This window comes from Bacteroides sp. B1-V-101, from assembly GCF_023656585.1.
GTDB lineage: Bacteria > Bacteroidota > Bacteroidia > Bacteroidales > Bacteroidaceae > Bacteroides > Bacteroides thetaiotaomicron.
This window is the reverse complement of sequence record NZ_JAMOKH010000068.1, coordinates 1-13,722: the sequence shown is the minus strand read 5'-3', so window position 1 is coordinate 13,722 and position 13,722 is coordinate 1. Positions and strand designations below refer to the sequence as shown.

Annotated in this window: 10 protein-coding genes and 2 pseudogenes; 2 read left to right on the top strand and 10 right to left on the bottom strand. The window is 42.7% G+C overall.

Translation table 11 applies throughout. From position 1 onward, the window contains the following. Positions 1–138: 138 nt before the first annotated feature. Positions 139–2,451, top strand: a pseudogene (locus NBH01_RS26005) (helicase-like domain-containing protein); the annotation flags it as partial. A 335-nt stretch (positions 2,452–2,786) separates the two neighbouring features. On the opposite strand, the gene NBH01_RS26000 reads toward NBH01_RS26005, so the two are convergent. Beyond that, positions 2,787–3,293, bottom strand: coding sequence for a DUF6650 family protein (locus NBH01_RS26000; RefSeq protein ID WP_117830140.1), 507 nt, complete (start codon positions 3,291–3,293; stop codon positions 2,787–2,789). Between the two features lie 39 nt (positions 3,294–3,332). Then, positions 3,333–4,658, bottom strand: coding sequence for an ATP-binding protein (locus NBH01_RS25995; RefSeq protein WP_117830141.1), 1,326 nt, complete (start codon positions 4,656–4,658; stop codon positions 3,333–3,335). A 197-nt stretch (positions 4,659–4,855) separates the two neighbouring features. On the opposite strand from NBH01_RS25995, the gene NBH01_RS25990 reads away from it, so the two are divergent. Beyond that, positions 4,856–5,020: a DNA methylase gene (locus NBH01_RS25990; RefSeq protein WP_250700366.1), complete on the top strand. Its 165-nt coding sequence runs from the start codon at positions 4,856–4,858 to the stop codon at positions 5,018–5,020. Positions 5,021–5,128: 108 nt separating this feature from the next. Here NBH01_RS25990 and NBH01_RS25985 read toward each other — a convergent pair whose 3' ends face one another. The 8 genes and pseudogenes from NBH01_RS25985 to NBH01_RS25950 all read right to left on the bottom strand — a co-directional run bounded on the left by NBH01_RS25985 (position 5,129) and on the right by NBH01_RS25950 (position 13,379). Next, entirely contained in the window at positions 5,129–6,667 is a 1,539-nt protein-coding gene (locus NBH01_RS25985) for an SIR2 family protein (protein ID WP_117830142.1), read from the bottom strand. 16 nt (positions 6,668–6,683) lie between these two features. Next, complete coding sequence (locus NBH01_RS25980; protein ID WP_005651602.1) at positions 6,684–7,622, bottom strand: BsuBI/PstI family type II restriction endonuclease; 939 nt, start codon at positions 7,620–7,622, stop codon at positions 6,684–6,686. A gap of 1 nt (position 7,623) precedes the next feature. Then, complete coding sequence (locus NBH01_RS25975; protein ID WP_117830145.1) at positions 7,624–9,180, bottom strand: Eco57I restriction-modification methylase domain-containing protein; 1,557 nt, start codon at positions 9,178–9,180, stop codon at positions 7,624–7,626. A gap of 331 nt (positions 9,181–9,511) precedes the next feature. Beyond that, the gene (locus NBH01_RS25970) at positions 9,512–9,865 is read right to left on the bottom strand and encodes a helix-turn-helix domain-containing protein (RefSeq protein WP_005643639.1); all 354 of its coding nucleotides are present in this window, start codon (positions 9,863–9,865) and stop codon (positions 9,512–9,514) included. 12 nt (positions 9,866–9,877) lie between these two features. Beyond that, on the bottom strand, positions 9,878–11,923 hold the full coding sequence (locus NBH01_RS25965) for a bifunctional DNA primase/helicase (protein ID WP_117830143.1): 2,046 nt from the start codon (positions 11,921–11,923) through the stop codon (positions 9,878–9,880). Beyond that, positions 11,907–12,251 (bottom strand): helix-turn-helix domain-containing protein, encoded by a 345-nt coding sequence (locus NBH01_RS25960; RefSeq protein ID WP_005643643.1) that lies wholly within the window; start codon positions 12,249–12,251, stop codon positions 11,907–11,909. The genes NBH01_RS25965 and NBH01_RS25960 overlap by 17 nt, the downstream gene beginning before the upstream one ends. A 614-nt stretch (positions 12,252–12,865) precedes the next feature. Next, positions 12,866–13,078, bottom strand: a complete 213-nt coding sequence (locus NBH01_RS26850; protein WP_008764032.1) for a DUF3876 domain-containing protein — start codon at positions 13,076–13,078, stop codon at positions 12,866–12,868. Further along, positions 13,065–13,379, bottom strand: a pseudogene (locus NBH01_RS25950) (helix-turn-helix domain-containing protein). The gene NBH01_RS26850 and the pseudogene NBH01_RS25950 overlap by 14 nt, the downstream one beginning before the upstream one ends. Positions 13,380–13,722: the final 343 nt, after the last annotated feature.

Genomic DNA, 13,722 nt, shown 5'->3' with positions numbered 1-13,722 from the left:
ATATTCTATACCCTGCATATTACGACCGTAAAAATAATCAGAACTTATTATATAAAAAAGATGCTGAATTTCAATATATTTAGAATGTCAAACAAAAAAATAAGAAAGTTCTGATAATGGCACAAATCCAAAATTTCGGATTTATCGCACCGGTTCAAGAACCTGATGTTCACCACCCGGCACGACCGTGTGGCAGGTCTGGGCAACAGCGAGGGCAGCCAGCGTGCGCTCAACATGCTCTTCGCCCTGCGCACCATCCAGCAGCGCACCGGCAAGGACCTGGGAGCCACCTTCCTGTCGGGAACCACCATTTCCAACTCGCTGACCGAGCTGTACCTGCTCTTCAAGTACCTGCGCCCCCGGGAATTGGAGCGTCAGGGGATCAACTCCTTTGACGCATGGGCGGCGGTGTTTGCCCGGAAGTCCGTCGATTACGAGTTCTCCGTCACCAACGAGGTGGTGCAGAAAGAGCGTTTCCGCTACTTCATCAAGGTTCCGGAACTCGCTTCGTTCTATTCCGAGATCACCGACTTCCGCACCGCAGCCGACATCGGCATCGACCGTCCGGAAAAGAACGAGATACTGCACAACATACCCCCGACGCCCGACCAGAGGGAGTTCATACAGAAGCTCATCGAGTTCGCCAAGACCGGCAATGCCACCGTACTGGGCCGCCCGCCACTGAACGAGAGGGAAGAGAAGGCGAAGATGCTCATCGCCACCGACTACGCCCGGAAGATGTCGCTCGACATGCGGCTCATCGATCCGCTCTCCTACGGCGACGACAAGGACAACAAGGCCACCCATTGCGCCGATATGATTGCGAAGTATTACAATAAATACGCCGGGCATAAAGGCACTCAGTTCGTTTTCTCGGACTTGGGAACCTACAAGCCCGACCAGTGGAATCCGTACAGCGAGATCAAGCGCAAGCTGGTGGAGGATCACGGCATCCCCGAAGACCAGATACGTTTCATTCAGGAAGCCAAGACCGAGAAGAAGCGCAAGGCGATGATCGAGGCGATGAACGAGGGAAAGATACGTGTTCTCTTCGGCTCTACTGAAATGCTGGGCACTGGAGTCAACGCCCAGAAGCGGTGTGTCGCCATCCATCATCTCGACGCACCGTGGCGGCCTTCGGACTTGCAGCAGCGGGACGGCCGGGGCATCCGCAAGGGCAATGAGGTGGCCAAGCTCTATGCGGACAACAAGGTGGACGTGATAATCTACGCAGTGGAGAAGTCGCTTGACAGCTACAAGTTCAACCTGCTTTACAACAAGCAGCTTTTCATCACCCAGCTCAAGCAGAACAACATGGGTTGCCGTACCATCGACGAGGGAGGCATGGACGAGAAGGGAGGCATACCTTTCTCAGAGTACGTGGCGGTGCTTTCCGGAAATACCGACCTGCTCGACAAGGCACGGTTGGAGAAGCGGATTGCCGGCATGGAAGGGGAGCGCAAGGCCTTCCAGCGTGGCAAGGGGGAATCACGCATCAAACTGGAAACTTTCCTGGCGAACCGGGCAAGCAACGATGACATCATCGCCCGTGTCAGGAAGGACAAGGCCGCCATCGAGAGCCGTATGCAGTACGACAAGGAGGGCAACAGGCTCAACCCCTTGAAGATTGACGGCGTGGCAGGCGATGATCCGAAAGTGATTGCCGCCAAGCTCCACGAGATAGAGGACAGGGAACGCACGCACGGCCAGCCGAAGGTCATCGGCTCGCTCTATGGCTTCGACATCGTTGTCAAGACCGACACCACCGTCAAGGACGGTCTGGACTTCTGCGAGAACCGTTTCTTCGTGCGTGGTGAAGGCAACTTCCTCTACAACTATAACAACGGCCGCTTGGCGGTCGATCCGAAAACCGCCTGCCAGAACTTCATCAACGCCTTCGACAGCATCCCCCGCCTGATAGAGAAATACACGAGGGACAACGAAGCCATTGAGAAGGAACTCCCCGTCCTGGAACAGGTCGTCGGGGAAGTCTGGAAAAAGGAGGACGAGCTGAAGCAGCTCAAGGCCGACCTTGCCGCTCTCGACCGCAAGATCCTGCTCTCCCTCAAATCAGTGGATGCGCAGGAAAAAAGCACCGACGGAGTGATCGAAGTCGTGCCCTCCCAACCGGTAACGCCCGACGGACAGGATAACGCCCCCGCCGCCGGCATACCCGTCGCCGATGCTCCGCCCGGCAGTCCCTCACCGGGCAGTGTCCCCACACAGGACACGCCCCCTGCCGAGCCTTATGTCCACCGGATGCCCGACTTCCTCGCCGACAGGCAGCGCACTCCGCCCAAACTAAGCGGAATGCCCAAAAGCATCAGCATCAAAGAGGCAATGGGAGCGCTTGGCGGCAAGCTCGTCATCGGAGGCGTCCCCAAGTCCGGCAACAAGGACGATCCCGATCCTGACCGGCCCGAAAAGCCCAAACCCAAGCTGAAGTTATAGCTCCTGTAACCGAAGCCATAAAAACAACCCCACTCCGCCGGCTTCCCATGAAACAGCGGAGTGGGGTTTAATACTATAAGCCCCAAAAACATATATTATTCCTTATACATACTCAAACCCTTGTTTAGAACAAAAGGAATATCTATATTTGCAGTGTCATCGCTCGAAGAACGAAAGACTTGGTTGCCCGCATTACCGTAAATGCGGTTTTTTTATGCCCTTATTTTTCTCCGTTTATTATTTATTGTGATAATAAAGGTTGATTAATCACAATCTAAACAGAGTTCTGTAATTAATGCGAATTCGGTGGTATCATAAAATAGACTATAAATATATCAAGCTTTTTCGACTTCATCATCATGTTCTGAATCAGGAATAATTGATGCTAATTCATCTTCAACATCCAATCCATATGCGGCAGCTATCTGAGCAATCATATTGCCAAACGTTCCTCTCATTTCACCTAAAGCAGAAGCAAAAGTCCAACTTGCCCAATGATCCCAGTGCTGGGCCTTATATAGAAAATCTTTATCTTTTTTAAATTCCATTCTGTCAGTAAACTTTCGGGCTGCTATCCTCATTGCTTTAACAAACTCAAATAATTTTGAGTTTGCATTCATATTTTGCATTTCTGATGTAAGATATTCTCGTATTTGAATGGCAGATTTAACACAATATGTTGGAGATTCCATTTCACTCGGATTAAAAAGAACTCTCCTGTTTTCTAAGTAACGAATAATTCTTGTTGCTATTATAATCTCAGATTCTATAGGATTCCAAGATATACCAAATATAGGACAACTTAATCCTGTCAATCTATTCAAAATCGCTTTAAATTTCATTCTGTCTTCTTAAATATTTGATTATAACTAATTTATAAATCACATATCTTCCATTGAAAAAAGCCTGCTCTCTATCTCATACTTAAACAAGGCTTTCTTCCGTAATTCCTCTACTTTGAGTGCAAACAAATCCGGCTTGAAATTTTTGGATTGTCTTTTCACCTCTGCCACCAGAGCTTTTTTCTCTTCCGCATATAGTCCGACAATATCTATTTCATCCTGATCTTTATTATTCTTGCCTTGCCACCAAGAGCCTATATCTGCAAATTCCTTGCTTTCCATCATCTGTTGGCGGAAATACATTTCCAGAGCCAAACCGGAGAATGTCGGATAATCCTTTTTTATAATATCTGCCAGGCGTTCAAAATTCTGTATCTCTATATAATTTTGATACTTGATAAAATACCGGAACCAGAAACGCAAAAACATATCCGAAACTTCATAACGGACTGTCTGGGAACCCTCTTTGGAGAGTATGGGCCGTTTCTTCTTTACCAGATTATAGTCTTCTTCCAATCTCTTCAATTGTCCGCCCAGACTCATTCCACCCATAACCGCTTCCATTTCCGGCAGGGTGTTCTTACCATTGGAGATTGCTGATAAGATAGAAAAGTAATTACCGTATTTTTTTCCGAACTCCTGTATCAGCAAAGCCTGTCCTTCAGTCAGAAAGGATGAATCGGGTTGCAACATGAAATCGACCATGCTTTCCATGCTTGTACATCCATTGTCCATAAACTGCTCGATATACTTTGGGACACCACCGGTAAAGGTATAGAGTGCCAACAAGTCATCTTTAGTATAGTCGGCCTTATGATCCGATATGATTTCTTTCAATACGGAAGTAGTAAAAGGAGCTAACTTCATGATACTGTCAGCACGGCCATACAGCGGTTCTTTTGAATCCCTGAAGATTTTATTCATAAGGGTATAGACCGAACCGCTCACGATAAGATTGACATGGCTCTGTTTCCTCAGTCGATCCCAAGTATCCTGCATCAAACTGTAAATCTCTTGATTTATGTAATAGAACTCCTGAAATTCGTCTATAACCAGATTATATTCCATCCGTGTTCCCAAATCCATTAAGAAGCGGAACATTTCTGCAAAGTTGGTAAGTTCCGGTACATAAATATCAAGTGCCTGCCGGATCTCGGAAGTAAATCGTAGACAGAGATCTGTTTCATTGCTTCGGCTGACAAACAAGTACACCGTAGGAGTATCCTCGCAACTCTTGAATATAAGACTGGTCTTGCCGATACGTCGCCGACCGGTAAGGACAGTCATTTGGGAATGCACGGAAAAGGATACTTGGCGAACCTTTTCCAATGATGCTAACTCTTTTTCTCTATTGTAGAATTTCATATCCTTATCATTTTATGTTCGATTTCACTACTGCAAAGTTTACCACTGTAAAATTTACGGCGGTAAATTTTGTAAGCAATAGCAAAGTTACTAATAATTTTGAGAATATAATATGATTAAAGCACTGAAAACCAAAAAAGAGTAAATACTTAACATTTCAACTCATTTACGATACCGTATTATACTAAATCAGTTTCTTGACGCCACTCAAAATAAGTAAAATGCCCAAAAGCATCAGCATCAAAGAGGCAATGGGAGCACTTGGCGGCAAGCTCGTCATCGGAGGCGTTCCCAAGTCCGGCAACAAGGACGATCCCGATCCTGACCGCCCCGAAAAGCCCAAACCCAAGCTGAAGTTATAGCTCCTGTAACCGAAGCCATAAAAACAACCCCACTCTGCTGTTTCTTGGGAAGCCGGCGGGGTGGGGTTTATACTATACGCATAATAGTAAGCCTTTCTATTTCAATTTTTACCAACCATACTTTCTCCAATCATAAAAACATATTAATTTTTTAAAATAAGTAGAATAATCAGGTTTCTTTTTTAGTACTAAAAAGTCATTGAAATTCTTTGATATAAAATCATGTAAAATTTCAAGTTCTTCATCTTTTATATCTAAATAGGGAATTAAAGCGCATACTTTCCAAATAGCATCTGCATAATCTTCAATAGCTTCATTTATAGTTTTTTTCTTTTCATCCTCCCGAAATGAATAAAAATAAAAATCTTCTTTCTTATTAAGAGGAAAATTCACACCTAATTTATTATTGTTATAAGTTTCATCACTTATTATGCCAACCGCCTTTAAATATTTATAGCAAGGAATAAACTTTGTATTTTTACGTAATTCTGGTATTGTCTTAGTTAATATTATTTCATGTTCATAATTTCCATTATTATCAACTATATCTCTAAATAGATTAATAGCCTTTAATCCGGTATATCCTACTGCAGATTTGTATTTATCAATAGCTCCAAAACCATAAACAACTTGAATATTAGGCGTTACATCTATATCTTTTCCGGGTAAAGCATATAATTGTTTTTCCGGTTTTTCAGAGAAGACTATTTCATAGAATTGTTTCTTATATAAACGTAACAAATGTGTAGGTATTCCTCTTTCAAATGTTGCTAAACATTCATATACCGGTTTATATTCATGGGTAATAATACGAGTGACAGGCAAAATAAACCCATGTTCCATAGTAATATCATGTGGCTGAATCATAAAATCAGAGTTTTCATCAGGATTCCATTCTACAAAGAATAAATTATTTTGCAGCTTCTTAATTTTCTCCTGATTAAGACATTTTACTATAGATGATAATATTTCCTTTATATTGCTATCATTTATAGAGTAACCTATGAAGACAATTGGGTGTTCTATAAATATTGTTATTAATTTAGCTGCTAAATATGTGTTTTTATCATTAAATCCATTATAGTCTTCTTTTGTTAAAACCATTGTTTCAGGTTGATAAACACAGCCGTGTACTTTATATATTTCTCCAATATTAAGAACGGATGAAAATATCAACTCTTCTTGCCCTACATATTTAGTTAATTTAGGAAGTAATATTTCTATTAAGTCATCCCAATTTGTTGTTATTATTCCATCTATATTAATCGTTTTAAGAAGCTCTAATTCCTCTGTGTATTTTTCTGGAATACTATTATGTGTTAGCTCTTTTAAGAAAGTTGCAATTTTATATTTAAGCACACTACTTGTGCTTATTGCCTTGTCTTGAAATGACTGCTTGAATTTGTTATCATTAGGTAAATCCCAAAAGGATTTATTTTCTTCTTTTGCTATTTCAGAGGCAATGACAGATAAATCATAAGTCCCTAATGACGTATAATATGCGTTAATATGTTTAGATGCAAATCTTGATAATAATTCTTCCCATGTAGGGGTATTTAAATAGTGTTTTGTAAATCCCGATCCAAGAAATAAAAAAGGAGCACTTTTCTTATTCTTAATTATTCCTATAAGTTCTTCTTTTGTCATACTCAATACAAATTTACTATCTTGGCCCTATAAATCTATCTCCATTAAAATGAATCATATGGTCTGGATTCTCCGCTATCCAAACTTCGGTTTCCCATGCAATATCAGCCACATGTTTCTTGAACTCTGATCTATCAGGAAAAGCAGTAACATATACTTTCCCCGCTTTGCATTCTTTCGTGAAATCTTCCAGCTCGATTACACGTTTGGGAGATACCGGCCCATGCGAAGTAACCACTTCGATTAGGAATAGCCACTCTTTATTACCGTCATAAATGACAATATCCGGCAGTTTGCTGTGTTCTGTGATCGGAATGCCAATTTCTTTTAAAAGCTCCTTGTTACAATAAAGGTCTTTATTGGCAGTATCACCGATATAAAGGACTTTTGCGCCTGCCGCAAAACGAGGTGCAAACTCATTAATGACCGCCGCTTGTACTTCATTATGCTTGCCCGGAGACAGTTTAAATTCCTTACCTTCAATAGTAACCGGTATCATTTCCATCTCACGGCTTTTCTCATACTCTTCAATCAATCGCCCTACCGCATCATTAAAGTTTTGGGCTTTTATTTCCCATTCTTGGGTATTGTATGATTTTATTGTTTCATAGGCTTCTTCTGTCAGTTTGTAATGGGCGTTTGGACTGTTCACCGGTAAAGCCGGATTATCCGGGTTATAATCTACGATACGTGCCTGCAAGAACTGATGAAGCACCTGCCGTCTGAAAGTTTCCCGTGTATTTGGGGCATACGGCTGCTCTTTTTTATAGTTCTCATTGACAAATGCCATAATATCCTTGCTTATTTTTAAGCTCTTGCGGGTGGCATCCGCCCAGTTGTCTTCTTCCTTTAATCCGCATAATGCAAGTAAAGTCAAAGCGGATATTTCATTCTGCTGCGCCGGAGGCAAACCCAACACTGACAATATATCTTGTGCATCACTTATTTTACTCATATTACATAAAATATTTGTTTACAATCTTATTTACGTTCACCATAGAATAATCATTCATGGCAATCAGGTCTTTTCCGATACTTTCAATGACTTCAAGGGGAGGCATGGGCATCTCCCTCAATTCCGTAGCACTGACATTTACATTTCCATTGAATGTTCTGAAATAATTATCGAACAAGTCACTATTCAATAAGGCGGCTATCCCCATTACCTCCATACGGTTCAAGTGTCCTTTGGGACGATAGATATAGTTCAGTTTGTTTTCGATTCCTACATGTGCGCAGGAAGTCATGTTTCCAAAATAAGGTGCGGCAATTAACCGGCTATTATCGTCTTTGGAGCTGAAACGTCGCAACAGAACATAATTCTTGTTAGGTAACAAGGTGGATACAGACATTTCATTTATATGGATGAATTGAGGTTTTCCTTCCTTTACGACAGGATGATCAGCCAGCATCTTTACTACGTTATGCAACCAATATAGTGCTGCTGTTCCTTCTCCGGAGGTTTCACATAATTGTTCCTTTGAACGAAAAGCTACAACCGGGCCGGTGGAAATCTGGATATGATATTTGTTCAGGTTGCCATCCCATGATTTGAACAGCCTGATAATTTTCTCGTCTTCAAGGCTGACCGGCAAATGCAATATCAATTCTTTTGAGGTAAGGTCAATGATTTCTTTCCGCTGTACTTCTTTGATTGCAGGGGTGGCCAAGTCGGAAAGCCCCTCACTGTATGATAAAACGACATTATAATCTGCCCCCTTTTTAGGGGAACATTTCATTATAATTGTTTCCTGAAGCACATTATCTTTGGAAAACGTATCTTTCCGGGTATTGAAAAGGTGGACAAAATCTATCTGTATATGCTTAAACAGGAAATTACGGAACAAACGGAAATATCTTCCCGAAGTGAAACTTCTTGGGGTTATATAAATCATCTGACCTTGTTCCGCAAGCAATAAAGCTGATATGGCCATAAATATAGAGTATATATTAGGCTGTCCGTCTATAATGCATTGAGCCGCTTTCACCCGTTTATCCTCTTTGGAAAGTTTGAAATAGGGAGGATTGGATATGATCAAATCATATTTCTGCAAACTCTCAGCCCTGCCATAAATCGTATCAGAATATAATACTGAATAATTGGATAAAATAAAGTCCTCACAATATGAACGGCAATCAATCCGGACATTATGGCGCATCCCCCATATTGTTATATATTCCAGAACTTTTTGTAATCCCGGTATAAGATTTTCATCGGTTTCGTATGTAACCAACTCTATCTGTTTTACTTTTGATTGCAAAACCAGATTCTCAATCATGGCACATGATAATATGGCAGTTCCACATCCCGGATCTAATACGGAGACAGAATCCTTATTCACACTTATTTGTTTACCCATAAAATAGGCGATAGATACCGGTGTGAAAAACTGACCGTTACTTTTCTTGAAAGCAGCAGTAACAGTATCAGTATATAACCTGCCTATTCTATCTGCGTAGTTAGTAGGCAGCTCGTTCTCATAAGGCTTTATTTCAGACCAACTTATATTCATAATTGCAAAATTAGGAAAAAACCTTTGGATTCTTCTTATGAATGTATTTTTCTTTTTTTGCAGAATCATGATAGATACTTGAGTATTGAGGGAATTAACTTTTCATATTCCGGTTTTTACGCCACGAAACTGGAATATTTTTAGGTGTACACATAAAAAATGATACCCCTCTGGACCGCTGTCCTTTGGAGTATCACCATTCGAACAAGAAAAGAAACTTCATCCTGTTTCACAACTGTATGAAGTCATTGCCATGACAAACACCAATACGCAGTTTGGGATTTCCTGCCTCACGGCAGTAGTTTCACCGGTACAAAGCAAAAACATGGACTTATTCTTTCGGCAGCGGATAGCTCTCGGACAGTTTGTCCTCACGTGCCTGCCGTTTTATCTCGTTCTCGTCAAAGTTGTTGCGGATGAACTCGTGCAAGTCCGACTCCTTGTAATATGTCTTGTGATATATCGAATAGAACTTCAACACCCCGTTATTCCGGTATCGTTGCAGCGTGCGTTTGCTGATGCGCAACAACAGGCATACTTCCTGATTGTCGTACAGACGCTCTCCGTTCAGGTAGTTCAGGTGCTTTTCCCTCGTTTCCGCCTTGTCCAGCTTCCGTGAGATGCGGTACAGCTCACCCATGATACGTTCCATCCATGCTTCAAATTCCGTTTTATCTACTAACATACGCTTTCCTCCTTAAAAGTTCCCGATAACATAATAGCTCTGGTTATCGGATGATTTCAGAATGATTTCTTTCTCACGCATGAACCTGATGTAGCTTTTCGCCGTACGCTCCTTCACTTCCAGTATCGACTGGATTTCTTCCGCAAGCTCCACATAAGTAACAAAACGCCTCCGGCTGAATACCTCTTTGGCCACCGCTACAAGCTCATCCTCTTTGCGCTTGTCCTTTTCCTCTTTCGGCTTTTCGCCCAGATAGACGTGCATGGCCTTTTCTTTATCCCACGAAAACTGCATGATAGGCACATCCAGCGGACTTCCATCCCTTACTTTCAGAGCCTTCACCACCGATATGGCCGGATCGCTGTCCTTCTCTATGGAAAGGATCGCCGCAGCCTTCCGCTGCAACTCGCTTCCCAAGTGTCCCCTCAGCTTCAGCCCGTTGGGGATAAAATGCAGTACCGTAACGATACACGTCTTGTAGATACCGGCCAGCCGGTACAGTTCTTCCACGACGGCTATGCTCTCCGCTTCATCGTTGGCGCATTTTATCAAATCCGCAATCCCGTCTATCACCACCAGATGAACACCGCCGTATTGATAATGGTACTTGTCCAAGCTCTGGATAATGGAAAGCAGGCGTTCTTTCCGGCTCATTCCCGTAAGACAATACGCCTTGAACCATTCCGGCATCGCCTCACGTCCGCATCGCCGCAGCAGGTTGCTGATATTCTTATACAGCTGTACTTCGCTCTGTTCCGTGTCATAGAACAGTACTGCCTTGTTCCTGCCGTTTTCGTGGAGCGTAACGCCCAGCGCATCCACATCCGTTCCGGTGGGACGGATAGCACCGGCAATCAGTGCCGCCACATAGTTACTTTTTCCCGTGCCTTCTCCGCCGGTGATACAAAGCAGGTTGCCTTGAGTTCCGAGAGGCACGTCATTTACCGATACGATCATCTGTGCAATGGGAGGCGGGTTGTTGAAATCCACCTCGCAGGATTTCAATGCCGACATGGTTTCACTGTATAAGGTTTCCAGATAGTCCAGAAAAAGCTTTATCAAATCCTCACGGCTGTTCCCCAGCATGAAGTAGTCCGATACATCCTTTTCCGTCTTTGTACCGGCAAGCGGGAGCAACAATCGTTTAACCCCGTATTCCTTCAGCTCCTCTTCACGCTTCGCCGAGCTTTTCAGCCCGGTACTGTCCACATCATAGAGGAGGATGATATGTTTGAACCGGAATGAAAGCCGGTGTATGACAGCCGCAGGGATAAAAGCCGTTTCCGAATTGAAACAGATCGCATGGAAGCCGTGTGCCGCCAGACTCATCACATCCTTTTCCCCGCCTGTGATAAAGAGCAGATCACCCTTTGCCGGCAGCTGCTCCAGCCCGAAACAGTAGTTGTCGCCAAAATCACCAGCATACAGGAACCGCATTTGTGAACACGGACGGTAAACCTTGATATGCTGTTTCCCCATATATCCGAACATCGGTTCATCGACGCTTGTCATGCAGGAAAAAGGCTTCCTTTCCTGGTTCTCGCTGCTGAACTTCTTCAGCGACACCGTCCGGTACGCTTTCAGAACATTTTCCCCGATTCCCGATTTGCTCCAAAAGGCAAGTTCCGCAGCCGTAAAGGGCTTTTGCACGACAGTATAAGGCCGGACGCTTTTCGCTTTCGGTTCTTCCGATACCACTTCACTCTTTTGGGGGACTTTGCTATGGCTCACATGATATTCCTCATGTGTGGACAGCCCCAAATGCAGATCACGGTTTATCATTTCCATGATCTCGACAAACTCTTTAGGCTCCTTGCAGCTAAGGCCGTTCAGCCTGCCCACCAGTTCAAAGCAGTCCCCCGAATAATCCTCATTCCCGAAATCCTTCATTTTAAATACACCTGCCTTGCGTTCGTAATAAATATTGCACGAAGCCTTCGTATCCTTATAAAAAGGGTTCAGGAAGTTCTTTCCCACCTTGAAGTCCACCGGCAGGTAATAGCGGAATACGGAAATGCCCTTTTCCGTCATTTTCAGTATATCATCCTTTCTTATCATTGCCGGTTCTCGTTAGGTAGTTCTTGCGAAAATCCTCCAATGTTTGAGGCTTGCACCGAATGGTACGCTCTTCCAGACAGCGTTCGACCTCCGACAGCTTGTACATACACCGTCCACGCAGCATGGAGTAGCTGATCAGGTTTTCATCCCTCAGGCGTTGCAATGTACGTGTACTGATTCCCAACGCTTCCGCCAGTTGGTTGCTGTCCAGCCAAGCCTCCTTTTTTTCTTCCGAAGGCAGCTGCGCTTCGGCTACATACCCGGCGATTTTTTCAATCTTCCCTACAAGCGCTTTATACGCTTCACTTTCAAATGTAATAACTTCCATAACAAACTTAATTTTTAATGTTTGCTGCAAAAGAATAACAATAAAAGGCAGCGCATGGGATACTATACGTGTACTACACCATGATTTTTTCGGTTCAGCGAAAAAGGAGGGGGAACCGCTTCACATAAATGGCGGTATCGAGGCGGACGGCAAGGCTGTAGGACTGATGCAGCATCCGCCCGGTGCAAGGGGCAAACCTATCCATATATATAGGTTCGCCCCTTGCACTGGGGATCTTTTTTAAAGATTTAATAATCAAATGTTTGGAAAATAAAAAGTAATGCCCTATCTTTGCGGTATCAGAGAACGGCTGACAAACGAATGCCTCTCACTGACAACAAGCGTTCCTATAAATCGTTACTAATTCGTTACGGTACAATTTTTTAAGGTTTACAAGAGCTTATAAATCAAAGATATAGACCGCTACGGTGAAAGCCCCAGGCGGATCACTGAAAGACAAAAGAAAAATCAAGCAAATCCCTGATAATCAGTTGTTATCAGGGATTTCTTTTTTCTCGCAGGTAGCAGAAAATAGCCGTTTCAAGCATATTATCGGTGGATAAATCGTGGGACTAAAATTTAGTTCGAAAAAGTCCCACGAATTTGCATCTTTATCACTGATTCATAGCCTTTTGCATAGACTTACTTTGGAAGAGAATACATAGTTTTGTAACTTTAAAAACGATGTAAGATACATATATAATAGAAAAAAGATAGTCTCTGTCGTTTCGGTAGATGATAACCGTAGGATTCAGATTAATGCTTTCCCATGTACCGACAATGGAAAACAGGTTGAAGAATGGATAATTTTCTTTAGTTCTTTTCATAAGGCGTGATTTGTTTGGGTGATTGATTCTGTGTTTCACTGTCCGCAATAATTCTTTCGATATCGGAAGATTTATAATAAATCTTGCTGCCGATTTGAGAATAAGCCAGCCGTCCACTACTTCGGTAATATTGCAGCGTTCACTTACTAAAACCTAACAACAGGCACACTTCCTGGCTATCTAGCCAGTTTTCTACCTTCTGAGTATGAGTACTACATAAACTCTCTATCCGCTTGGCAAACTCCGTGAACCTTTCGCAGATATACGAAAATGTTCTTTTCTCAATGGTTACTACTTCCATACATTTAATTTTTAATGATTTATAAAACGTGTTGATTCTATTTCACCAGCAAATGAAAGAAGAATCAAGAGTCGATTTCAAAACTGTCTGAAAGTGGCATGGTAAAGCTACTAATGTCTAACTTCTAAAGTTATACATAAGAATCTATGGAAGTTAAAATAGTGAACTCACCAGTTCATGAAAAAAATTATGAACTAATTGTTTGAAGCACTATTCAATAGTAAGCCCCCGATAAAGTACCCGTTGTCTTTGTATCTTTAAGTCTCGATCTTTGCCAGAAAAAAGACTATGCAAAAAATGAGTAAAGAAGAATTCATTGAAATCCTGTCTCGTCAACAGCGTA

What these genes read in the sequence shown, in the direction of transcription:
- NBH01_RS26000 (WP_117830140.1), bottom strand. Translation starts at nt 3,293, where the DNA reads ATGAAATTTAAAGCGATTTTGAATAGATTGACAGGATTAAGTTGTCCT.
- NBH01_RS25995 (WP_117830141.1), bottom strand. Translation starts at nt 4,658, where the DNA reads ATGAAATTCTACAATAGAGAAAAAGAGTTAGCATCATTGGAAAAGGTT.
- NBH01_RS25985 (WP_117830142.1), bottom strand. Translation starts at nt 6,667, where the DNA reads ATGACAAAAGAAGAACTTATAGGAATAATTAAGAATAAGAAAAGTGCT.
- NBH01_RS25980 (WP_005651602.1), bottom strand. Translation starts at nt 7,622, where the DNA reads ATGAGTAAAATAAGTGATGCACAAGATATATTGTCAGTGTTGGGTTTG.
- NBH01_RS25975 (WP_117830145.1), bottom strand. Translation starts at nt 9,180, where the DNA reads ATGAATATAAGTTGGTCTGAAATAAAGCCTTATGAGAACGAGCTGCCT.
- NBH01_RS25970 (WP_005643639.1), bottom strand. Translation starts at nt 9,865, where the DNA reads ATGTTAGTAGATAAAACGGAATTTGAAGCATGGATGGAACGTATCATG.
- NBH01_RS25965 (WP_117830143.1), bottom strand. Translation starts at nt 11,923, where the DNA reads ATGATAAGAAAGGATGATATACTGAAAATGACGGAAAAGGGCATTTCC.
- NBH01_RS25960 (WP_005643643.1), bottom strand. Translation starts at nt 12,251, where the DNA reads ATGGAAGTTATTACATTTGAAAGTGAAGCGTATAAAGCGCTTGTAGGG.
- NBH01_RS26850 (WP_008764032.1), bottom strand. Translation starts at nt 13,078, where the DNA reads ATGAAAAGAACTAAAGAAAATTATCCATTCTTCAACCTGTTTTCCATT.